The following is a 22910-nucleotide window of genomic DNA, read 5'->3' as shown; positions in this document are numbered from 1 at the left end:
AAACACGGTAACAGATGAATTATCTGAAAGAATCATACTGCGGAGCAAAGAAGGCCGGAGCGATCCTTCTGGCTCCATTCGATACATTGCACGGATCGTATCCGTTTGATCGGATACAAGAGGAGGACTATTTGCCGGCTTTTGAACAGGCAATTCGTTTTAAGCGAGCTGAGATAGACCGGATAATAACAAACCCGGAACCACCAACTTTTGCCAATACTCTTTTGGCATTGGAGAACTGTGGTGAAGATATGGAGCGTGTAGCTGGGGTCTTTTTCAATCTGTTGCACTCCGATAGTAATGACAATCTGATGGCCATTTCTGAGGAGATCCTGCCGAAACTCACAGAGTTGAGCACTTATATCAGCTTGAATGAACTTCTTTTCCGCCGGATAGAGGCCATTTACAAGCAGAGAGAAAGTCTTGGGCTTACGGATGAGGAGAACAGGTTGCTTACACGTTGCTACGAAGGTTTTGTAGACAGCGGAGCCTTGTTGCCGGAGGAGAAAAAACAAGAGTTGCGGGATATTGCTCAGGAATTGAGCAAGCTTACCTTGCAAGTCGGGCAGAATGCGTTGAGAGACGAGAAGCGTTTTACTCTCCTTATTACTAATCCGGAAGATGTGGCCGGTATGCCACAAACCGTGCTTGACGCGGCACATCACAAGGCTAAGGAGAAGGGCAACGAGGGAGGTTGGCTATTCGATCTCACTGCTCCCTCCTACAGCCCATTTATGCAACATTGCCCAAACTCGGAACTGAGGCGACAAATGTATATAGCACGGATGACTGTGGGAGCCACTGACAACGAATATGACAACAGGCCACATATTATATCTATTGCCAATTTGAGGCGTCGAACAGCTCAGATCATGGGCTATCCCTCTTTTGCTCAAATGGTGCTAAAGGATCGCATGGCTGAGACGCCTGCCAATGTATATGCTCTGCTGGACCGACTGCTTACAGCCTATAAACCCACGGCTCGGGAAGAAGTGGCAAAGATTGAGGAACTGGCGGCAGAGTCTGGTATAGAAAAAGGGAGCCTCCATATCTGGGATTGGGCCTACTGGGCAGAGAGATATAAGCAGAAATATTATGAGCTGGATGATGAGATGCTGCGCCCATATTTCCCCCTCAATCGTGTGATCGAAGGAGTATTTGGCTTGGCCGAACGTCTCTATGGTATTAGCTTCTGTCCCTCTTCGGTGAGTGTTTATCACCCTGATGTGAAAGCCTATGAGGTAAAGGATTTTGACGGTTCTTATTTGGGCCTTTTTTATACGGATTTCTTCCCAAGAGCAGGCAAGCAGAGTGGAGCCTGGATGAATAATTTTCAAGAACAGTATCGCACAGCCGAAGGAGAAGACCATCGTCCACACATCGTACTGGTCATGAACTTTACTCCCCCTGCACCGGACAAGCCTTCATTGCTTACGATAGGTGAGGTGAATACCTTTTTGCATGAATTTGGACATGCACTGCACGGTCTGTTCTCTCGTTGTCGTTTTGGCTCTCTTTCCGGTACATCTGTGGTGAGAGATTTTGTCGAACTCCCCTCCCAACTTATGGAGAATTGGGCTATTCAACCCGAATGGCTCAATAGCTTTGCTGCGCATTACCAAACCGGAGAGCCAATCCCTATAGAGTTGCTTGATAAACTTAGGGCTTCACGTCATTTCCTCACAGCTTATGCTTGTTGTCGTCAGCTTTCATTCGGTTATCTTGATATGGCTTGGCATACTATTGAGCAGGATTTGCCGAGTGATTTAGACATCAAAACCTACGAGGAGGATGCCTGGAGTAAGGCTCTTGTCTTGCCCCCCTCTCCGCCGGAAACAATGATGAGTCCTTCGTTCGGACACATCTTTTCCGGAGGCTATGCTGCCGGTTATTACGGCTATAAATGGAGTGAAGTCTTGGATGCAGATGCCTTTGCTGCATTCAAGGAGGAAGGCTTGTTTAGTAGGGAAGTCGCCGAACGTTTCCGACACAGCATATTGGAGCAAGGAGATATGCGTGATGCAATGGAGCTGTACGAAACATTCCGTGGTCGTAAACCTTCTATCGAAGCCATGATGGAACGAGATGGAATAGCAGTTGGGGCCAAAGTCGAATGATACTTTCCCAGCTTGAGAAGTATTTGTGTATTGATAGGAAAAACAAAGGAAAAGCAATAGGATAATAATGAGCAAGATATTAGTGGTAGGTCTGGGTCCAGGAGGAGTGGAAGATATGACTCCGGCTGTGATGCAGGCCATAGCCGAGGCCGATGTGGTGATCGGATACAAGTATTATTTCCGTTTCGTGCAGCAACACCTCAAGTCGAGTGGAGAATGCATCGATACCGGTATGAAGAAAGAGCGAGAGCGTGCACGAATTGCACTGGAGAAAGCTCGTGAAGGGAAAAAAGTCTGTGTGATTAGTTCGGGAGATTCCGGCATTTATGGCATGGCTCCGTTGATGTATGAGATGCGAGAGGAGATGGATTGTCAGGTCGAGATAGAGACACTGCCGGGTATTTCTGCTTTCCAGAAGGCCGCAGCTCTCTTGGGTGCCCCCATAGGGCACGACTTATGCCTTATCTCTCTCTCGGACTTGCTCACTCCCTGGCTCACCATAGAGAAACGTATCAAGGCTGCAGCTGAAGCCGATTTTGTGACCTGTATATACAACCCCAAGAGCCATGATCGTTACTGGCAATTCTATCGTTTGCAAGAAATATTCCTCACGAGTCGTTCTGCCTCTACTCCAGTGGGATATGTGCGCCAGGCCGGAAGGGAGGAAGAGACGGTCGTGCTCACTACTCTTGGCGAACTTGACCCGGAAGAATTGGATATGTTTACGGTTGTGATCATTGGCAATAGCCAGACCTACGCTTCTTCGGGCAAGATGATCACTCCCAGAGGCTATTTTGCTCAGCAGAGCAAGACCGAAAGCAAGGGGATAGGGCAGGATATTATGATCAAGAGTTTCCGGACCATTGAGGCTGAGTTGAAAGACCCTAATATCCCTATTGATCGCAAATGGCCTCTGTTGCACTGTATTCATACGACAGCTGACTTCGCCATGGAGGATGTCCTCTATACAGATCCTGGAGCAGTAGAGCATCTCTATAGAGGGTTTTCGGATGGGACAATAAAGCATATCGTTACCGATGTGTCTATGGTCCAGAGTGGTATACGTAAAGGAGCTTTGGACAGGCTGGGGGTGCAGGTACACTGTTATCTATCTGATCCGGCCGTAAAGGAAATGGCCGAGTCCGAAGGGATCACTCGCACACAGGCAGGTATTCGTTTGGCTGTACAGGAGCACCCTGATGCCCTTTTCGTTTTTGGAAATGCTCCGACTGCTTTGATCGAACTTTGTACCATCATCCGAAAGGGAAAAGCCAAACCGGCTGGTATTGTTGCAGCTCCTGTCGGTTTCGTGCATGTTTGTGAGTCGAAGTATATGTGTAAGACTTTCCGAGATGTGCCGAAGGTGATTGTCGAAGGACGAAAGGGAGGAAGCAACCTGGCCGCAACGATTGTTAATAGTATCCTTTGCTTCGATGACGCCGAGGCTCTGCGCCCCGGACGTGATGTGTAAGAATGAGTTAGTGCCTTCCGACAGGATAGACGGAAATACCCATAATGAGGGATAGGATGCTTCTGCAGAAGGCTTTACTTTTGTTTTCAGCCAAATAACATTGACAACATAATAATGATGACCAACAAACCTTTATCCCGAGTTTTTAGTGCACAGACCAAAATGAGCGACTTGATTTGTGCACATTACAACTTACTGCTTGTTATTACTCGTTTCGGTATACATCTTGGATTTGGGGAAAAGACAATAGGGGAGGTTTGCCAGAGCAGCAATGTCGATACTCCTACATTGCTCACGATATTGAATGCAGTGGCGAATATCCCACAGAAGCCCAAGAAAGAGGAGCTTAAGAGTATATCGATGAATGACTTGCTTACGTATTTGCGTAATGCGCATGACTATTTCCTCAATTTCCGTTTGCCTTTGCTCAGACAGCAATTGGTAAGTGCGATATCCAATTGTCCTCAAGAGGTCGCTTTCGCGATTCGGAAGTTTTTTGACGACTATGTAGAGGAAGTGAACAAGCATATGAGTTACGAGGAGAAGACTGTATTCCCCTATGCCGAGCATTTGGCTAAAGGAGAGAGGGATGATCACTACAAAATCTCTATTTTCCGTCGCAAACACGATCAGATAGAGGCCAAGATATCCGAACTCAAGGCCATCATCATAAAATACTACCCAGCTCCGAGTGGTTACGAACTCAACAGTGTGCTACACGATATCTTTTCTTGTGAAGAAGATTTGGCTTCTCACAACTTTATCGAAGACCACATCTTCATACCACTTATGGAGATAATGGAGCAACAGACAAAGAAAGGCTGAATGTATGAATCCTATTATCCTAAAAGTTGCGATAGCCGAGCCTAATATAATGCTGCGATTGGGTCTGGAGGCAATGCTGAAGAAATTGTCGGGATACAAGGTACAGACCTTGGATATTACTGATTCTATTGACCAGGTGATAGATCAACTTTCTTTGCAAGGGGTGGATATTTTGTTTGTCAATCCTCTTATATCTGGCCTTTCTCTTTCTCCCAGCTATACACCGGACAGACATATCCGGGTGGTGGCTTTGCTGGATTTTCATATCGATAGCTCTTTCCTCAAAGGCTACGATGATTCGATTCTGATCTCCGATAGTATGGAACGATTGTCCGAAATACTTGATAAGCTACTTAGTGTAGAATCTGGAGAGGCCGGTCTGGAGTCTCAAGCACTTACGACTCGAGAGAAAGAGATTGTTGTTTGTGTCGTGAAGGGTATGACCAACAAACAAATAGCCGATTCGCTCTTTCTTTCAATTCATACGGTCATTACCCATCGGAGAAATATTGCGAAGAAACTGGAGATACACAGTACCAGTGGCTTGACAATCTATGCTATTGTCAATAAGCTGGTTGAGCTGAATGAGATCAGCCAGTAATTGATACTCTATATCAAGTATTCGCCGATCAAGACTTCTTTTGCTTAGTAGAGCGACTCTTCCTTTTATGGTAAGAGTCGCTTTTTTTATGCTGCTCGGTTTCTCCGGACAGTGTTTGCAGAGCCTCCAGCATTGTTTTTCTCATAGATTGAACATTCACAAAGTCGTTGGCAAGAAGAACGATCGTAACATCTTTGCCGCCTATTTGTGCATATCCGGCATAGCCTTGTACCCCGAACATACTGCCGCTCTTCAGTCGGGCTTTCATGCTTTGAGGTGTTGTGAAATGTTGCACGGAGCCTTCCTGTCCGGCTAATGGGAGGGAGTTGTAGAAAACTGCATTGTCAGCTTTTTTGCGATTGCCCATTTCCAATAAGACCACTTCCAGCAAATTAGGAGTGATGCGATTTTTGGGAGATAAACCACTACCATCGAAAAGGCTTATTTGCTTGGGATCGAATTGGTCTACAGTTTCCCAATATTGCAAGAGGCGATTATAGCCTCCGTCAAAGCTTTTCGGGATATTTTCGTCCAGACAGTTCATAAAGGCTTCGGCCCAGAGATTGATACTTCTTCTGTTTGTCTCCCTCACCAATTGTTCTAATGAGCGTGAGTGGTAGAAACTCAAAGACTTTACCGACCCATGCCATTCGGGTAAATAATCATACCTGGCTTCGGAGGGGCCCTCTATCTTTACCCCCTCCTTTTGCAATTGCTTTCGGATAGCTGTAGCTATATAGCCTGCGGGATCGGGTATGTCCATCATACAGCGCATTTCCCGACGCCCTTTCGTCAATAAGGTTCCCCTTAGTCTGCGTTTTTTTTCTCCCGGAGCTCCGTTGATGTGCCAGCTGTTTTTTTCTCCCGGTTTTAGCTCATTGATCAGTTCGATCTCTACTTCCGACGGCTGCATATGGTGTAGGAGTATCTTGTTTCCCTCATTTCTCAGATATATATCTATTCGGTTGTCGTGAATATTGAAGCCATAGAGAGAGGCTCCGTAGTATTCGCCCAAGTCTTCGTACAACCAGGATGAGGAGCTGTCTGCCGGCCGGAAGACAGAGGCATCCACTATTATTTTGCCTCGTATACGTGTGATGCCGGCTCGAGATACAGTCTCGCATACGAAAGTTTTGAAGCGGATAGAGTCCTCTGCTATATAGTGGCTGTCTATGGATGGGTCTCCAGATCCGAGAACGACTAAGTCTCCATACAGTTCTTTGTTGTGAATACTGCCTGTATAACCTATTTCGGTTCGGAAGCAAGCCTCGGGGCCATGGATACGCAATGCCGAAGCTGTTGTGATGAGTTTGGTCAGAGAAGCGGGTATCATACGGCAATTGCGCCTATAATCTACAATTCGCTTGCCACTGCTTAGCTCGGTGACCAACATGGCTATTCTGCAATGTTGTTTCCTTTCTTCTGCTTGTAGTATAGAGATGGCTTTTGGGCTATTCTGCGATTTGAGACGGAGAGGGTAGCTCCATAGTAGCATAAGCTGGAGTATCCCTACGAATAGAACCCCGATTCTTATTGTCAGGGGGCTGAATTTTGTTCTGATGATCATTTTGTGCAGACTTGCGTATTGCAGCGGAAAGTTAGCCATTTCGCTCAACTGTTCCCACATGGCGATACCTGGTCATATTGTGCGATGCCCTCGATGATGATATTTGAGCAGAAAAAGAAGAAAGGGTACACCGCAAAATCAGTTGCGGCATACCCTTTTACCTCTTGTTTAGATAGAGAAAGTTCTTATTTGCTTTCTTCCAATACGGCCTGTGCGGCAGCCAAGCGAGCGATAGGCACACGGTAAGGAGAGCAGGATACGTAGTTCAGACCCACTCTGTGGCAGAATTTTACAGAGCTGGGTTCACCTCCGTGCTCACCGCAGATACCGCACTTGAGATCGGGGCGTACATCGCGTCCTTTCTCAGTTGCCATACGTACCAATTGGCCTACTCCATTTTGGTCGAGAACTTGGAAGGGGTCCACCTTGAGTATTTTCTTATCCAAATATATAGGCAGGAACGAAGCAATGTCATCGCGAGAATAGCCGAATGTCATTTGAGTGAGGTCGTTCGTACCGAAAGAGAAGAACTCTGCACGAGAAGCGATACGGTTGGCTGTCAGGGCGGCACGAGGAATCTCGATCATGGTACCTACCTTGAAGTCTATCCTATCATTCATTTCGGTAAACACTTTTTCGGCCGTGTTGCGGATTACAGTTTCCTGTTCTTGGAATTCATACAGAATACCAGTGAGTGGAACCATGATTTCCGGCAGACATACCACACCCTCGTGCTTGAGCTCCAGACAAGCCGTCAAGATAGCACGAGTCTGCATCTCGGTAATTTCAGGGTAGGTGTTCCCCAAACGGCAACCACGATGCCCAAGCATAGGATTGGCTTCGCAGAGAGCCTCCACACGTTGTTGTATCTTTTGTATGGAAACCCCCATTTGATCCGCCATAGCTTGTTGCCCTGCCAGATCATGAGGTACAAACTCATGCAAAGGAGGGTCAAGCAAACGTACGGTAACAGGGAAGCCATCCATAGCCTTGAATATACCCTTGAAGTCTTCTTTTTGATACGGCAGGATTTTTGACAAAGCTTTTACGCGGCCCTCTGCATCTTCCGAGAGGATCATTTCGCGCATGGCTTTGATCTTTTCGCCTTCGAAGAACATGTGCTCTGTACGGCACAGACCGATACCCACAGCACCGAACTTGCGAGCTACGGCTGCATCTTGAGGTGTATCGGCGTTGGTACGCACTTTCAGTCGTGAATACTTATCAGCCAGTTCCATCAGACGAGCGAAGTCATCGTCCATGTCGGCAGCCTTAGTTTCTACTTTGCCTTCGTACACCTCACCGGTAGATCCATTAAGAGAGAGCCAGTCGCCTTCCTTGAGCACGGTGCCATCCACTTCTACGGTGCGAGCTTTGTAGTCTACAATCAAAGCTCCAGCTCCTGATACACAGCATTTGCCCATACCTCGAGCCACCACAGCTGCGTGAGAAGTCATACCTCCTCTGGCTGTGAGAATTCCTTCGGAAACAGCCATACCGGCCAAGTCTTCCGGAGAGGTTTCCAAACGAACGAGGATAACAGGGTTCCCTGCTTCGTGCATCTTGGCTGCATCTTCTGCGAAGAATGTAATACGGCCGGTGGCTGCTCCCGGAGAAGCCGGCAAACCTTTGGTCAGAACTCTGGCCATGGATTGGGCTTTCTTGTCAAATACGGGGTGCAGCAGTTCATCCAGCTTGTTAGGCTCTACACGGAGAAGAGCTTCCTGCTCCGTGATGACACCTTCGTTGAGCAAGTCCATGGCAATCTTTACCATGGCACGTCCCGTACGTTTTCCGTTACGTGTTTGCAGGAACCACAGCTTACCTTCTTGTACTGTGAACTCCATGTCTTGCATATCACGGTAGTGATCTTCAAGCTTTTGTTGCAGGCGGTTCAGCTCGGCATAGATTTCCGGCATTGCTTCTTCCATTGAAGGATAGTTGGCCTTGCGTTCTTCTTCGCTTATGCCGGCACGTTCTGCCCAACGACGTGATCCTATCACGGTGATTTCTTGTGGGGTGCGTACACCGGCTACCACGTCTTCCCCCTGAGCATTGATCAGGTATTCTCCGTTGAACAGGTTTTCTCCATTACCAGCGTCACGAGAGAAGCATACTCCCGTGGCGGAGGTGTCGCCCATATTTCCGAATACCATTGCTTGCACGTTCACGGCCGTACCCCACTCTGCGGGGATTCCTTCCATTTTGCGATAGAGGATGGCACGCTCGTTCATCCATGAATTGAATACGGCCATAACGGCTCCCCACAGTTGCTCATAGGCACAAGAGGGGAAGTCAAGACCGGTCTGGGCTTTTACGGCTGCCTTGAAACGACGTACCAAGTCCTTGAGGTTCTCTACCGTCAGTTCGTTGTCCATCTTCACTCCATTCTCGGCTTTCACTTTCTCGATGATTTCCTCGAATGGATCTATATCTTCTTTGTTCACAGGTTTCATTCCCAATACCACATCGCCGTACATTTGTACGAAGCGGCGGTAAGAGTCCCATACGAAACGCTCATTGCCTGTCTTCCGTATTAGTCCCTCTACGACCTCGTCGTTCAGACCGAGGTTGAGAATGGTATCCATCATACCCGGCATAGACGCGCGAGCACCAGAACGAACAGAGACCAGCAATGGGTTTTCTACATCACCAAATTTGGCATTAACCAGGCTCTCTATATTTTTGATTGCTTCTCCTACTTCCGGCTTGAGTAGTTCTACTACACGGTCCCGTCCCAGATCGTAGTATTCCTGACATACCTCTGTCGTAATAGTAAATCCCGGAGGTACGGGCACTCCTATAAGGTTCATTTCGGCAAGGTTGGCCCCTTTGCCACCAAGCAGATTTCGCATATCTGCTTTTCCTTCGGCTTTCCCATTACCGAAGGTGTAGACTCTTTTTTTGTCCATCGAAGTCTGGTTAGTAATTAATATTTATTCTGTATTACATCCTGCGGTTATCCAACTGCTTTTACACACCCAGTCAAGCTAAACCCTTGGAAAGGACAAAGATAAAGAATTTATCTCTTTGCCGTATGTCGTTTCTTTGTTTTGTCAAAACGACCGCAGCAAATCTCTGAGAGGGACTGTTGTACGAACATTGTTAAATCCTTAAGGAAGGCTCTTTAGAGCAAAAGTTTATAGTGTATTATATTGTTTGCTTTTATGTTTTTGTGTTTTCTGCTTGGAGCTTCTTTTCTGCTCAGATCAAGGACTTTTTTGCCAGGTTTTCCTATTCTTTTTTGACGCTGATTGGAGCGGTTTTTTGCTAACACGGGAGAGAACGAAAATTCTCTCCTGAGGAAAAATTTGCTCTCTCCTGTGTTAGCAAAAATTCTCTCAGGAGGAAAATTTGACCCCTTCAGAACGCCCTATTCATCGGTGTTTTGAGAGACCCATATAAGACATATAAAAAGGAATTACATCCACCTGTACATATGCCTTGTTTTCTCACTATTTTTCCGAGTTTTTCTGTGGTCGAAATTTTACAAAACATGTCTATTGGGGGCATAAAATAGTCCTCTGGTGCTTGGGTTGCAGATCTTGGTCAAGTCATCCAACTGCTCGATATGCTACTACCTCCGAAAGAGGAGTATGGAGGAAGAAAAAATGACAGCCCCACCGGTATTTTCTAATCCGATGGGGCTGTCGCTGCTTTAAGGTTTCAACTGCTTATTAAGCCTTGGCAGATGGGATGCGCTTCAACAGTAGGAGCAGGTGGTCCCACCACATTTGTACGGTTTTGATTTCGATGCGTTCGGCCGGAGAGTGCACATCTCTCAGAGTAGGGCCGAAAGAAACCATATCTAAGTAGGGGTATTTATCCAGAAAGAGCCCACACTCCAGACCAGCATGGATGGCTTTGATTGCCGGTTTTTTGCCAAATATCTCTTCATAGGTGTCTGACGCAGCTTGCAAGATCTTGCTGTTGGGGTTGGGTTTCCACCCGGGATACCCATCGGAATGACGCACTTCGGCTCCTGCCAATCTGAAAGTAGAAGCAACCTGATCACAGGCAGCTATTTTGAGACTCTCGGTAGAGCTTCTCTGGCTGGTGCCAATCAAGATGCCATTGTCTTCGATCATCTTCACAGAGGCTAAGTTGGTCGAAGTTTCTACCAATCCTTCTATTTCGTGACTCATACCCAACACTCCGTGAGGGCACACAATGAGGGCCAATAGTAGATTGTGCTTGGTTGTACAGTCTATTTTGAAATCCGGAGTTTCAGCAGTTTCCAGAGAGAATTTGACAGACGGCTCTACAGCTGACAATTCGTTTTCCACCGCAGCGGAAAATTCATTGAGCAATACTCGTACGGTTTCTTTCTTGGCAGCCTCAATTCCGATTATAGCATAGGCCTCACGAGCAATAGCATTGCGCAGGTTCCCTCCCTTGATCTCACTTAATACCCAAGACATTTCTTTGTCTACTTCCATCAGGAAGCGAGCCAGTAGCTTGTTGGCATTGCCCAACCCCAGATGGATATCCCCTCCGGAGTGGCCGCCACGCAAGCCACTTACGGACACTTTTAGGAAGATATAGCCCTGAGGCAGCTCTTCCTTTTTGTACGTAAACAGCCCTTGAGTGTCTTTCCCTCCAGCACATCCGATAAACATTTCGCCTTCGTCTTCACTATCGAGGTTGAGCAGGATTTTCCCTGAGAGGAATCCGGGTTGGATATTTTGTGCTCCGGTAAGTCCTGTTTCTTCATCCACGGTGAAAAGACATTCCAGAGGCCCATGCTCTATATCGTTGCTGATAAGAACAGCCATTTGAGCTGCACAGCCTATGCCGTTATCTGCTCCCAATGTCGTTCCTTCTGCTCTGAGCCAATCTCCGTCTACAACTGTGCGGATGGGGTCTTTTTCAAAGTCATGTACTACGTCGGAGTTCTTCTCACAAACCATATCCATATGGCTCTGCAGTATCACGGTTTCCAGATGTTCGTACCCTTTAGTAGCCGGCTTACGCATCACGATATTCCCGATTTGGTCTTTGGAATAATCGATATTGTGTTTGCGGGCAAACTCTTCCAGATAGGCGATTATTTTTTCTTCTTTCTTCGAGGGGCGAGGTACTTTGGTAATCTCGTCGAAGCATTGCCACAGGATAGTGGGCTTTAGATCTGTCATCTTCATTTTCAATGCTGATTTAGGATGTATGATTTCGTATTGTATTATGTTCTACCTTTGCAGTGTACAAATATAGGATTTTGAATGAAGACGACCTTGATAGTCCTTGTTATTACCTTACTCTTGTTAGTCTTGGGGGTTTTTCTGATGGCTGTCAAGGTCTTTTTTGTGAAAGGAGGGAGTTTCCCGACCGGACACGTAAGCGATGTACCGGCTCTGAGACGAAAGGGTATCCAATGTCACCGCTCCCAAATGCAGCAGGCAGAAGAGCGTATGAGTCTGCAACAGCGTATAAATCAGGAATAAAAAACAGATTGCGATATATGACTAAGAAACTTCTTTATTATTTCATTTCGTCAGCAGCGTGTGCGGCTTTCGTTTTGTCTCTTCTTGGCTGTGGTGGATCGCGGGGAGGATGTCAGACGTCCGCAGCTCCGATGGACGATACCGCTAAGATGGCCGATCTTCGGATTGCATACGTCCGCTTGGATACTCTCTATGCCCGATATCAGTACTACAAGGATATCACTGAAGAGCTGACCAAAGAGGCTGAAGCCAATCGTAAACAGCTTACGTCAAAAGCCAATGCATTGCGAAAGGCAGCCGAAGATTTCGACCGCAAGCGTCGTACCAATGCTTTTCTCAGTCAGGCTTCGATAGAGGCTGAGCAGCAGAAACTCCTTGCTATGCAACAGCAAGGAGAGACCCTTGAAGCGAAATTGACGCAGGAGTTTTTACTCAAGCAGCAGCAGTCGAATGAAAAACTGCATAAGCAGCTCAATGAGGCTTTGGCGGAGTACAACAAGACGAAAAAATATCAGTTTATCCTCACCAAAGTAGGGGTTGAAAGTATTTTGTATGCTGATAGCGCATACGATATCACCGAAGATGTAGTGAAGTTTCTCAATTCTTCCTACAAAAAAGAGCAAAATTGATATCCTCCATTCGGAGCTTTTATAGAAGGTTGTCTCATAGGTCATGCTCTGTGTATTGGCCTATGTGACAATCTTTTTTTGTAAATCTTTTTCGGTAGAAAAGGTCTATGTCCATCAATAAGGTGATTCTTTTGGGATTGGTCGGAAAAGATCCGGAGGTGAGGTATTTCGACAGAGAATCCTGTGTAGCTCATTTCTCTTTAGCAACATCCGAGAGAGAGGTTAAACTCCCAGATGGGACACAATTGCCCGAGCGTACAGAATGGCACAACATCGTGGCATACCAAGATACAGCTCGATTTGTAGAGCAATGGGTGCGTCGCGGTGCGATGCTCTACGTAGAGGGGAAGCTGCGTTATCGGACTTATGTCGATAGGGGAGGGGTGCAGCGTTATGTCACTGAGATTGTGGCAGACAGAATACGTTTCTTCGATGATCCTCGGAAGAACGAAAGTAGCCCACGGATCCCCAAAGGGAGTGAACAGTGAACGGTGGCGTAATTATATATCTTTGCTGTAAATATTATTAAGTAGGAATATTTTGGATTCTTTTTCATCGCTTGGCGAGATCTTTTCGCAAGTACAAGTTTCTCCAATCAGTGTGCCGGTGGCTATAGCATTGGTCTTGGTCGTCTTGCTGTTGATCGCTTCTGGCTATATGTCTTCTTCGGAGGTGGCTTTCTTTTCGATCAAACCGGCCGACTTAGCAGAAGTCAAAGCAGAGAAAACCGATGCAGACAGAGTGTTGAAGCAGCTTTTGAGTAACCCCGAAGAACTATTGGCTTGTATCTTGATCGGGAATAATATCGTCAATGTGGCTGTAGTAATGCTCAGCACTTATGCTGTCAATAACATATTCGATTTCAGTCGTTCCCCAATGGCTGGTTTTATCCTGCAGACAATTGCTCTTACCCTTGTATTGCTGCTTTTTGGAGAGATTATCCCTAAAGTATATGCTCAACGTTCTCCATTGGATTTCTCTCGCTTTTCTGCCCCCAAGATGAGAATCGTGCGCAAAATACTTAACCCGATAAGTTGGTTGCTGGTACGCTCTACGGCAAAGCTCGTTGATGCTCGAAAAGGCCGTCCGCAGCATGATCTGTCGGTAGATGATCTGTCTAAAGCTGTGCAGCTGACAACCGGAAGCGCAGCCGTAGAAGAGAAGGCTATGATCAGCGAGATTATCAAATTCTATAGCAAAACAGCAAGCGAGGTAATGGTTCCGCGCATCGACATGGTAGACATTGATATTAGTTGGGACTTTGAGAAAATGCTCGAATTTGCTGTTTCTTCCGGTTATTCACGTATCCCTGTTTATGAAGAATCAGAGGATAATATCAAGGGAATCATTTACCTCAAAGACTTGATACCGCATCGTCAGAAGGATGCCTCTTTTGCATGGCAGAACTTGATGCGGCCGGCCTATTTTGTTCCGGAAAATAAGCGCATTGATGATTTGCTGGAGGAACTTCGTGCCAACAAGGTGCATATGTCTATCGTTGTAGATGAATTTGGCGGCACGAGTGGAATCATCACAATGGAAGATATTTTGGAAGAAATAGTCGGAGAGATTACCGATGAATATGATGAAGAGGAGTTACCCTATACACGCTATCCGGATGGTAGTTGTCTGTTTGAGGCAAAGACCTCTCTGAGCGATGTCCGTCGTTACTTGCAGCTGGATGAGGATGCCTTTGGTGAGTTGGGCGAAGAGGTCGATACTCTCGGGGGCTTGGTTCTGGAGATAAAACAGGATTTGCCCCTTCCGGGTGATGAAGTGACTTATAATGGCTGGCATTTTGTGGTTGTATCCATGGATAAGCGTCGCATATTAGAAGTCAAGTTACATCGCAAATCTCAACAATCCTTGGAGAGTGCAGTATGAGGCAGTGCTTCTCCGACTGTCCTCTTGATACTCCCTTATTGGGTTGGATCGATACTTGTTCCATACGAAGACCTGAGCGATTGGCGTATCAGCGTCGAGAGTTACGGGTTCTTCTGTCTTCGGTTTTGAGGGTTCCACCTTCAGAATTGGAAGTGGCACACAAGCCGAATGGAGCTCCTTACCTCCCTCTTTTCCCCAATCTGAATATCAGTCTGAGTCATACGGGTGCTGCTATAGCTGCGATTTTGTCTCTCTCTCCTTCGCAGAATGGAATAGACATCGAGCCCGTTTCTTCCAAATGCTTGCAAGTGATATCGAAGTTCGCTTCTGTCAGAGAGATACAGTCGGTACACCAATCTTTTTCGCCTGATTTGGCTGCTTGTATGTTGTGGTCGGCCAAGGAGACTTTGTATAAGCTGATTGCCCCTGCTTCTGCCTCTTTGTCTCAATCTTTTATCCTTAAAGATTTGACAGGAGTGGATTTTTTGAGAGCTGCTTTTCAAGGCCAAGTTCTCCCTTTTTTTGTACACTGTCCGAGTATGGACTTGCCACAAGAGATAGAGGTACATGTCGATTTGCCTGAAAACCATGTTCTTACTTGGGCTGTGTTACCCTGAAGCCCTCGGGGTGGATTTTGTATCTTTGCTGTGTTAATCAAGTGGAATCGTATGTCTAAACTATACCGATACTTTTTCTCCATTCTGTTGGGGCTCGCTTTTCTGTCGATTCCCCGGGCTTGGGGGCAGATCGAGAGAGCAGGCATGCCCATGGGCTTGTCTGAGCAGTTTTTCAGGCTTCGCTCTACCGGCTTTTCGGATTTTTGTGTAGAGTTGCCTCCTATAGATAGTGCTGCTATCTATCGTCAGGAGGAAGCTTATAGCTCTTCCGTGTTGAGAGGAGCTTATCCTTTTGCTGTTGGGAGGTCTTTGGATTATAGCCCTGATAATAGTGGGCGTATAGTGCAAGTGGGAGATCGCAGTGTATGGACCCTTAGGCTAAAGAGTCATGGAGCTTATAGCCTGAATGTCCTTTTTGGAGAGTATCAACTCCCTCCCGAAGCGGAATTGTATGTCTATACTCCCTTTGGTGTTAAAGGTGCTTATACCGATCAGAACAACAATCCTTCCGGTATATTGGCCGTTGCACCTCTCGCCGGGGATGAAATAACAATTGAGTGTAGTTGGCCAACTAACCCAGATAAGTTGTTGCCGGATAATATGCGTCTGAAAATCACTGAATTAAATCATGCATATAAGGATTTGAGTCAGCTGAGGGTCCATGATGTCGGAGAGCCGTGGCATACACTCTCGGGGCTGGATTGTGCTCCGAATGTAGCTGGCCACCCGGAAGTGAACGAACAATCACGCTCTGTTTTGCTAATGGTTGTGGAGGGGCGTGTCGTTTGTAGTGGTGCTTTGATCAACAACACTGCTTCTGATGGTACTCCTTATGTCTTGACAGCCTCTCATTGCTATAATAGAAATTTTGCATTTACTGGGATCGAGGGAGAGTCAGCGCGTATTGCTCGTACTACAGTCTTTTTCTTCGGTTTTGAAAGCCCCTTGGCCAAATCGTTTATCCGAGGCTCCGAAGAGCTCACTCTTAGTGGAGCAGAGCTGATCGCTTTTAATGAGAAGCGAGATATGTGTTTGCTGCGAATTACAGGTCTGCCCAAAGATAGAGAGGGAAAAGATTTGCCTATCCCTGCGGCTTATAAGCCTTATTTTGCCGGGTGGAATATCAGTGGTACACCGCCTGCTCCTTATACTACTATTCATCACCCTCTCGCAGCAGTTAAGCGATATAGTCGGAGTGATAGCCCAATCAGTCTGAAGAGTTTCAATGCAGGGAAGTATACTTGGAGGGATGTGCATTGGCATATCAAACAATGGCAGATGGGCACTACTGCTCCCGGTTCGAGTGGTGCTCCTCTGTTCGATGGAAATGGTTTGATCATTGGAGCCCTTTCGGGTGGTCGCTCTTATTGCCCAACTCCTTACAACGACTTTTTCTGGGCTTTGAACAAAAGCTGGGATGCGGATACGGGCAATCCTTTGCATTCCCTTAGGGATAAGTTGGACAAGAGTGGTAGTGGTGCTATTTACTGTCAGGGATATGATCCTTATGCTCCTCATCCGGCTGTGCGTATCAGTCGAGTTATCAATTCGTTGCACAGCGACCAGTTGGAGCATGCAGCTTTCGAGGGAACTTCCATATTCGGGGTGGGTACAGTCTACTCTTTCCCGTCAAAAGTGAGGATATTGGGAGCTTATGCTGTATTAGCCCCAATGAAGCCGATCAAAAATTGGGGAGATTTCAAAGATTACAACCTGAGTATTTATGCAGGAGAGCCGGGTAAGCCCAAGCAGTTGGTGTATTTCAATAAGGTAAAGGAACCGCAATACCTTCGCTACAATGCCAATCAGGAGGAGTTCTCTCCTCGTGCTCGCACTGTAACTGATACAATAGACTTTTTTATCCCCATTGAGACTTCTGATGGAGGAAATTATCTCGATTTGAATGGAAACCTGGAGATTGTCTGTGGTCTTAATACTACAGATATGAGACCGATGGATCTGCCAGTGTTGCGCTTGAAAACTCAGACAACCAGTGCTTCGGCTGCTTTTCACAAGAATAGTGAAGCTCTCTGGATACCGGCTACAGACACCGAATCTCCCTATCAAGGGAGCTATTGGGTTGATTTGCTGGTACAACCTATCGGTCAGGAAGGCGGACTGAAAGATCCCGAACATGTGCAGGTGCGCTGGGATGGAACCAGAGCTTTGATACAGCTCCCTTCTTCGGATAAACAGCCCGAAATGCAAGTACGTGTTTATAACTATGCGGGAGAGCTTTGCTATGAAAATCATTATCACTCACAGTTGGCTGTTTTGGAATTGGGTGATTTGTTCGTAGAAGGCAATTATATACTCTCCATACATTACAAGAAGAAGCGTTTGGGTTATCAAATATCAGTGTCTAAATAAGAAAGACGAGGAGACAGAGACGGCATGATACTTACAACGGTAGTTAAAGCCATCATAATTGGAATACTTGTATCCGCTCCCATGGGGCCGATAGGGGTGCTTTGTATTAAGCGAACCCTGCACAAGGGCTACAAGGAAGGCTTAATGACGGGAGTCGGTGCTGCTGTGAGTGACTTGGTGTATGCTACTCTCACCTACCTTGGAGTAGGCTTCGTGGTGAGCTTTGTGAAAGACAACAATCCCATTTTTACGCTCTTGGGGAGTTTCCTGATGCTGGGCTTCGCTTTCTATTTATATCGCTCTCGTGCGTCATTGGATATTCTGGAGACAGAGGAGCATACCAGTCCCAATTATATGCGTACGATAGTGAGTTCTTTCTTTCTCACTTTTAGTAATCCCCTTATTATTCTCTTCTTCATTGCCCTTTTTACTCGGTTCAATATCGTTCCTGAGGGCTTAAGTGCTTTCTTGGGCTATTGTATAGTGATGTTGGGGATTGCCATTGGAGCCTTGAGTTGGTGGTACGCCATTACACATTTGGTAAGCAAACTGAGAGATCGAATTTCCGTTATAGGTTTGCGTTGGTTTAACCGCATTGTTGCCATTATATTTGCCTTGGTCTCTTTGGTCGGTTTAGTCTCAGGACTTATCGGGTTACTGGAGCAATAGGAGACTTCATATAGCAAAAAAAGGGAAGAGCCACAGACCGAATTTCGGTCTGTGGCTCTTCCCTTTTTTATGGATGCCGATCTCTATTCAGGTTGTCTGACTGAAATGAGACCTGTATCAATAATGCTTAGGCGGAGCAGCTACACGCTTGCGAGGAGTGGCCATTTCCTCCACTCTTTTGAATTTCGGAGCCTCCTCACGGTAGGTCTCTTCTTTATCATCCGGCTTGATGTAGGCAATCTCCTGACCTTTCTTTACAACAGCCCCTTGTGGAACACATACTTCGATCAACTTACCCGTGAAGTTGCTACGCATCTCTTCGATGTACCCCACAGATGTTTCGATAATGCAGATTGGCTGGTTGGTCAAGAAACGAGTACCGGGATTAGGTGCCATAGAACCTGCGGGGTCTACTTCCCAACGCAGGAATCCATTTGCTGTGGCGCAAATGGGGTGTGCACCGGCACGCATGGCTTTCTTTACATCCTCGTCATTGTAACCTTTCTTTGCCAATGCATCGGCTTTGGCTTTGGCCAGATCATTCTCGAAGCGTTCTTTTGCTACGCCACTTCTGTAGTCACGGTATTGACGATCATGCATAGCAAGCTCGAACAATTCTTCATCATCACGGCCGTAGTCCCAACCATTCTCATCCATTTCCTTGCGATATTCATCAAGGGCGTCCGGGTAGTTGGTTTGGGGATCTTCGTCTGTAAACTCATATCCTTTTTCTTTTGCCAAAGCAATGATTTCCGGATCGAGCTTGCCCGGTAGTCTTCCACTTTTTCCGAGGATCATACCCCAGATGTTTTGGTCGATAGCCTGCCAACGGCCTTCACCTCGAATCATATTGTAGACATTCATCAATGCTACGTTTTTGACATACTGGCTAAATGGAGTAACCAGCGGAGGATAGCCCAGACGAGGCCAAACATATTCAACCTCCTCAAAGAGACGGACAAGCAAGTCGTCTACACTTAGTTCCGGCTGATTGTTTTGGCGCAAATACATATTGATACCGGCATGCACCCCTTTCAGGTCAGCCATCATTGATCCCATCATACCTCCTGGCAAACCACAACCAACGAGCAGTGAGGATGTATGTTTGTTCGTTGAATCTTGGAAATATCCGAGCCATTCATCAATGAAGCTTTGTGTCAGAGCTCGAGCTTTCATATATGCACTCATGTTGATATCTGCCACCTTGAAGCCTGCATCGCGCAGCATTTGCTGTATGGTGATAACATCCGGATGGATCTTTCCCCACGAGATTGGCTCCATGGCTACATCGATGATGTCGGCTCCGTTTTCACAAACTTCGAGCATGGAGGCTACAGAGAAGCCCGGCCCGGAGTGGCCATGGTATTCGATGATTACATCAGGGTGTTTTGCTTTGATTTCTTTCACCAGACGACCCAAGAAAGCAGGACGACCGATACCAGCCATGTCTTTGAGACATATTTCGGGAGCTCCGGCTGCGATTAGTTTATCGGCAAGAGCAGTGTAATACTCTACTGTATGCACAGGCGAGTATGTGATACACAGAGTCGCCTGTGGGATCATGCCCGCTTCCAAGGCATATTTGATAGACGGGATGATGTTCCGTTCATCGTTAAGTCCGTCGAAGATGCGAGTAATATCAGTTCCTTGCGCTTTCTTCACCTTGTACATCAGTCGGCGAACGTCGGCCGGTACTGGATACATACGTAAGGCATTGAGACCGCGGTCCAGCATATGCGTTTGTATTCCGGCTTCGTTGAATGCTTTGGTAAAAGCTCGCACAGCTTCGTTAGGGTTGTTACCGGCCAAGAGGCATACTTGCTCGAATGCTCCTCCATTGGTCTCGACCCGTGCGAAACACCCCATTTCAATAATCAGGGGTGCTATTTGAGCCAATTGATCGGCTCGTGGCTGAAACTTGCCTGACGATTGCCACATATCGCGGTAGATCAGGCTAAATTTAATTTCTTTCTTAGATTCCATTTTGTTTTATTTATCCTAAACGAGATTGGTTGTCTTTAGCTTGGTTATTGTCGCATTTGTTGTATTGCGTGTATCCAGGACAAAGCAGAGAGGGCTGCTGTTTCTGTTCGTAAGCGAGCTTCTCCCAAACTGAGCGGAGCAAAGCCGAATGAAATGGCTTCTTGCACTTCCTGTAGGGAAAAGTCTCCCTCCGGGCCAATCATGACTACTACATCTTCTTGCCCCTTATATAGTTTGTGGAACGGAAGTCGTTGGGGTAAGTCCTTCTGTGATGAGCAGTGGGCAATGAGTCTACAAGAGTCAGATGAGCTCTGGCTTCGGACAAAGTCGCTGAATGGTCGGCCTACTTCTATCCGGGGAAGGTAGGCTTTGAGCGATTGCTTCATGGCACTGACAGCGATACGCTCTATCCTATCTGCACGTATCTGTTTTCGTTCGCATTGAGACGTTTGCATAAAAACAATGGTATCAACCCCCATTTCAACGAGCTTTTCTGTCATCCATTCCATCCGATCCATATTCTTGGTCGGAGCAATGGCTATGGTAATTCGTCCACCCCAATAGGGTTGCCAGTGATTTTTTTGCAGAAGCTCCAGGGAGCAGCCTCGTTTGTCTACTTGTGTCAGTCGTGCGTGATAGAAATGTCCTTGTCCATCCGTAACCTCTATTTCTTCTCCGGCCGAAAGGCGCAGTACACGGCAACAGTGAGCAACCTCAGTTTCTGGTAGAGAGGCTGTCGATGCTACATCCGGTGCGTAGAAGAGGGGAAAATCCGACATTCCTTGCATTTGTCCCAATATTCGAATTCGATCTAATGACCCCAAATTTAGCGAATATCTCTATAAATGAGGCTGTATTACACATATAAAGACTTTTGTACGGACTCCCAAACGGTAATTAGACTTGCTATTTTGTTGATTTTGCAGAATACGGTAATTGCAAGCCATTGAGAATGAGGGTGTAGAGATCGCATTTTGGGCACGCGACCAAACCCTGATGTCTATAATAATGCAGCAAGAGCTGTATTGTGCAATGGTCTCTCGTTCTGCGAAGGTACTGTTTCTACTCTGTTTGGCAGCGAATGCAACGCAAATGGAGGCCGTTGCACGGGTTTATAAATTTCTTGAAGAAGAGCAAGAGATCGCTGTTACAATCCCAATAGACTCTAAGTCGAGAAACGAAATAGGCCCGAAAGTCGCATCCAAACGCTTTCGGGCTTATTTGTGTCACCTCGGCTACTCTTTTTATGCCGAGGCAAAAGAATATGTCTTGGAGACTTATTTGACCAAGAGACGAGCTGATCGTTTGCCTGCCCTTATGATATAGGTACCTGCTGCAAGGGATTCGAGAGAGAGTTTCAACTGTCCGGTCTCACTTGCTTTGGCGGACCAGATCCGTACCCCGTCCGAAGAAAAGAGTCTCACTTCTTCTTCTTCTTCTTCTGGCATCAAGCCTTCTATGTACACGAACTCTCGGGCCGGATTAGGAAAAAGGTTTATCGACTGTTTTTTAGCGATGCGCTTTACATTGGTACTTCCTTCGTATTCTTTTTTGTTTTTAGAATCTCCATTAAAGTCATAGACGTATCCAGTTCTTTTCCTTGGCTATAGTCACATCGCTCTCGAGGCAAATGTTTTGTTCCTCTGTATCCCGACTATTGATCACTATCAATACTCCGACCCTTTCTTCTCCCATCCTAATTTGTCAATCCTTCGATGAGCTTTGTCATAGCTTCTCCTTTGATTTGGTTAGAGAAGCACCATAGCTCTTTGAGCTTTGTATTCATGCTTACATCCAATTCTGTCGGTTGGCTGTCGACGCAGGACAGTTTTCTTAGGCCCGTATTCTTACTTACGTCCAAAGAGGCCAACTGATTGGAATTGCAGCCTAATTCTCTGATATCGCCATATATGGAAACGCTTGTTTGAGTCAGGGTGTATTCTTTTTGTCCCATCGTTTCTGCCTCTTCTTCCACCTTTTCAATGCGGATTTCCCCTTCACTTCTGATTCCTAGTCTGATTTTTTCTCCGGCCTTCCTGCTCGTAGTCATTGTTATGACAGGAGTTTCTTGTGTCTGCGCATAAGACACATTTGGCAAGTACCCCTCCAATAGCAGTACTGCTATTGCAAATAGTGTACGTAAATAGTCTTTCTTGCTCATAATCAAATGCTTTTTAATACGTTGGACTTTTGTTTGCCCTTTCAGTCTTTTTACTTTGTGGGGGTAGGGTATGTTTGTGACGCTCTCTTGTTCTATTCCCTCTCCATATTTATAGGGACTCTCCTCTTTTATTCTCTTGTCTTTTGAAAACGAACACCCCTCCTGCATACAAAGTTATTTTTTATCGCAGATTTTGATTTGTTGTCAATATTTGCACGGTTCGATACAGACTATCCCTGCCAAGGGTAGGAAAACGCTCTACTAATACATTCCTGATTATTCCTTCTTGCATCTCTTTTGTATCTATATAATTTTCCTAAGAATATTATAATTTCATTTTCTTTTTCTGGTATTTTTTTCTTGAAATTGGGGTATTATTGAGTCTGTTTTTCTCTTGTTTTTTTTGTTCTCTATGGAGCGAGCAAAAATTCTCTCCTGTGAGAGCAAACTTTTTCTCCTGTGTTAGCAAAATTTCTCTGAGGAGAAAAAACCGACCTTTCCAGAACGCTCTATTCATCGGCCTTTTAGGCGGTCATTGTAAAGCCTTTGAGAGGTTTTTTTGTTCACTTGTATTT

General features: G+C 46.2%; 18 protein-coding genes and 1 pseudogene. 12 read left to right on the top strand and 7 right to left on the bottom strand.

Translation table 11 applies throughout. The features are described from left to right. Nucleotides 1–14 precede the first annotated feature (14 nt). The 4 genes from B5D48_RS02280 (at nucleotide 15) to B5D48_RS02265 (ending at nucleotide 5014) form a co-directional block, all read left to right on the top strand. Entirely contained in the window at nucleotides 15–2117 is a 2103-nt protein-coding gene (locus B5D48_RS02280; protein ID WP_023936498.1) for a M3 family metallopeptidase, read from the top strand. A 61-nt stretch (nucleotides 2118–2178) separates the two neighbouring features. After that, nucleotides 2179–3588 carry a precorrin-3B C(17)-methyltransferase gene (gene cobJ, locus B5D48_RS02275; protein WP_111759369.1) on the top strand — a complete coding sequence of 470 codons (1410 nt, stop codon included), beginning with the start codon at nucleotides 2179–2181 and terminating at the stop codon, nucleotides 3586–3588. Between the two features lie 117 nt (nucleotides 3589–3705). Next, nucleotides 3706–4413, top strand: a complete 708-nt coding sequence (locus B5D48_RS02270; RefSeq protein WP_036888209.1) for a hemerythrin domain-containing protein — start codon at nucleotides 3706–3708, stop codon at nucleotides 4411–4413. 4 nt (nucleotides 4414–4417) lie between these two features. Beyond that, nucleotides 4418–5014, top strand: a complete 597-nt coding sequence (locus tag B5D48_RS02265) for a response regulator transcription factor (protein ID WP_023936492.1) — start codon at nucleotides 4418–4420, stop codon at nucleotides 5012–5014. A gap of 28 nt (nucleotides 5015–5042) precedes the next feature. Here B5D48_RS02265 and dacB read toward each other — a convergent pair whose 3' ends face one another. The 3 genes from dacB to B5D48_RS02250 form a co-directional block, all read right to left on the bottom strand. Beyond that, complete coding sequence (gene dacB, locus B5D48_RS02260; protein WP_158441709.1) at nucleotides 5043–6620, bottom strand: D-alanyl-D-alanine carboxypeptidase/D-alanyl-D-alanine endopeptidase; 1578 nt, start codon at nucleotides 6618–6620, stop codon at nucleotides 5043–5045. Nucleotides 6621–6766: 146 nt separating this feature from the next. Then, nucleotides 6767–9493: a pyruvate, phosphate dikinase gene (gene ppdK, locus B5D48_RS02255; protein WP_023936489.1), complete on the bottom strand. Its 2727-nt coding sequence runs from the start codon at nucleotides 9491–9493 to the stop codon at nucleotides 6767–6769. A 765-nt stretch (nucleotides 9494–10258) separates the two neighbouring features. Then, complete coding sequence (locus B5D48_RS02250; RefSeq protein WP_023936483.1) at nucleotides 10259–11722, bottom strand: aminoacyl-histidine dipeptidase; 1464 nt, start codon at nucleotides 11720–11722, stop codon at nucleotides 10259–10261. Between the two features lie 78 nt (nucleotides 11723–11800). On the opposite strand from B5D48_RS02250, the gene B5D48_RS02245 reads away from it, so the two are divergent. The 7 genes and pseudogenes from B5D48_RS02245 to B5D48_RS02215 all read left to right on the top strand — a co-directional run bounded on the left by B5D48_RS02245 (nucleotide 11801) and on the right by B5D48_RS02215 (nucleotide 18191). Further along, the gene (locus B5D48_RS02245; RefSeq protein WP_023936481.1) at nucleotides 11801–12022 is read left to right on the top strand and encodes a hypothetical protein; all 222 of its coding nucleotides are present in this window, start codon (nucleotides 11801–11803) and stop codon (nucleotides 12020–12022) included. A gap of 17 nt (nucleotides 12023–12039) precedes the next feature. After that, entirely contained in the window at nucleotides 12040–12651 is a 612-nt protein-coding gene (locus B5D48_RS02240) for an OmpH/Skp family outer membrane protein (protein ID WP_042120173.1), read from the top strand. Between the two features lie 107 nt (nucleotides 12652–12758). Next, a pseudogene (locus B5D48_RS02235) lies at nucleotides 12759–13097 on the top strand (single-stranded DNA-binding protein); the annotation flags it as partial. 94 nt (nucleotides 13098–13191) lie between these two features. Next, nucleotides 13192–14535 (top strand): gliding motility-associated protein GldE, encoded by a 1344-nt coding sequence (gldE, locus tag B5D48_RS02230; protein WP_023936475.1) that lies wholly within the window; start codon nucleotides 13192–13194, stop codon nucleotides 14533–14535. Continuing rightward, nucleotides 14532–15152: a 4'-phosphopantetheinyl transferase family protein gene (locus B5D48_RS02225; RefSeq protein ID WP_023936474.1), complete on the top strand. Its 621-nt coding sequence runs from the start codon at nucleotides 14532–14534 to the stop codon at nucleotides 15150–15152. Before gldE ends, B5D48_RS02225 begins: the two co-directional genes overlap by 4 nt. A gap of 51 nt (nucleotides 15153–15203) precedes the next feature. Then, nucleotides 15204–17522 carry a trypsin-like serine peptidase gene (locus B5D48_RS02220; protein ID WP_023936472.1) on the top strand — a complete coding sequence of 773 codons (2319 nt, stop codon included), beginning with the start codon at nucleotides 15204–15206 and terminating at the stop codon, nucleotides 17520–17522. A 24-nt stretch (nucleotides 17523–17546) separates the two neighbouring features. After that, nucleotides 17547–18191: a LysE family translocator gene (locus B5D48_RS02215; RefSeq protein ID WP_023940885.1), complete on the top strand. Its 645-nt coding sequence runs from the start codon at nucleotides 17547–17549 to the stop codon at nucleotides 18189–18191. Nucleotides 18192–18308: 117 nt separating this feature from the next. On the opposite strand, the gene B5D48_RS02210 is transcribed toward B5D48_RS02215, so the two are convergent. Further along, nucleotides 18309–20174: a pyruvate carboxyltransferase gene (locus tag B5D48_RS02210; protein ID WP_023938715.1), complete on the bottom strand. Its 1866-nt coding sequence runs from the start codon at nucleotides 20172–20174 to the stop codon at nucleotides 18309–18311. Between the two features lie 44 nt (nucleotides 20175–20218). Further along, on the bottom strand, nucleotides 20219–20953 hold the full coding sequence (locus tag B5D48_RS02205) for a 16S rRNA (uracil(1498)-N(3))-methyltransferase (protein WP_042120620.1): 735 nt from the start codon (nucleotides 20951–20953) through the stop codon (nucleotides 20219–20221). Between the two features lie 217 nt (nucleotides 20954–21170). On the opposite strand from B5D48_RS02205, the gene B5D48_RS09020 reads away from it, so the two are divergent. Next, on the top strand, nucleotides 21171–21500 hold the full coding sequence (locus B5D48_RS09020) for a hypothetical protein (RefSeq protein WP_143742790.1): 330 nt from the start codon (nucleotides 21171–21173) through the stop codon (nucleotides 21498–21500). Here B5D48_RS09020 and B5D48_RS09340 read toward each other — a convergent pair. Continuing rightward, nucleotides 21452–21622 (bottom strand): T9SS type A sorting domain-containing protein, encoded by a 171-nt coding sequence (locus tag B5D48_RS09340; protein ID WP_023936127.1) that lies wholly within the window; start codon nucleotides 21620–21622, stop codon nucleotides 21452–21454. The two genes, B5D48_RS09020 and B5D48_RS09340, sit on opposite strands and share 49 nt — an antisense overlap. A gap of 248 nt (nucleotides 21623–21870) precedes the next feature. Next, on the bottom strand, nucleotides 21871–22335 hold the full coding sequence (locus tag B5D48_RS02195) for a hypothetical protein (protein WP_143742789.1): 465 nt from the start codon (nucleotides 22333–22335) through the stop codon (nucleotides 21871–21873). Nucleotides 22336–22910: the final 575 nt, after the last annotated feature.

The sequence above is a fragment of the Porphyromonas crevioricanis genome (genome assembly GCF_900167225.1).
GTDB lineage: Bacteria > Bacteroidota > Bacteroidia > Bacteroidales > Porphyromonadaceae > Porphyromonas > Porphyromonas crevioricanis.
This window is presented reverse-complemented; position numbering and strand designations above follow the sequence as displayed.